We start from the raw sequence: 336 nt of genomic DNA on the forward strand, positions 1-336 counted from the left end.
AGACCTGAAAGCACGCCCAATCTACGCCAGAAAACAAGACTCCATCACCGCACATCTCAACATTGTCATCGCCGCACTAGCAGTAGCCCACCTAATGGAGACCCGAAGTGGTCAATCCATCAAACGCCTGGTGAGAACACTCAAGAAATACCGCAGCTTTCAACTCAACATTGGTGGCGAAACCATCCACGCCGCCGTACCACTGCCCCCGGAAATCCAAACCCTCGTCAACGCCATCACCACCCCAACCCTTCGGCACTAATTTGAGCCAAGTCAGGTTCGACTACACCCTGCCGGTGGAGAAGGTCATCGTGGATTTCTCGGAGGCCGATATTT

Annotated in this window: 1 pseudogene; it reads left to right on the forward strand. The window is 53.6% G+C overall.

The annotated features are described in order from the left end of the window. A pseudogene (locus HMPREF3056_RS13540) lies at window positions 1-262 on the forward strand (transposase); the annotation flags it as partial. Window positions 263-336: the final 74 nt, after the last annotated feature.

Source organism: Corynebacterium sp. HMSC056F09, from assembly GCF_001815785.1.
GTDB lineage: Bacteria > Actinomycetota > Actinomycetes > Mycobacteriales > Mycobacteriaceae > Corynebacterium > Corynebacterium hiratae.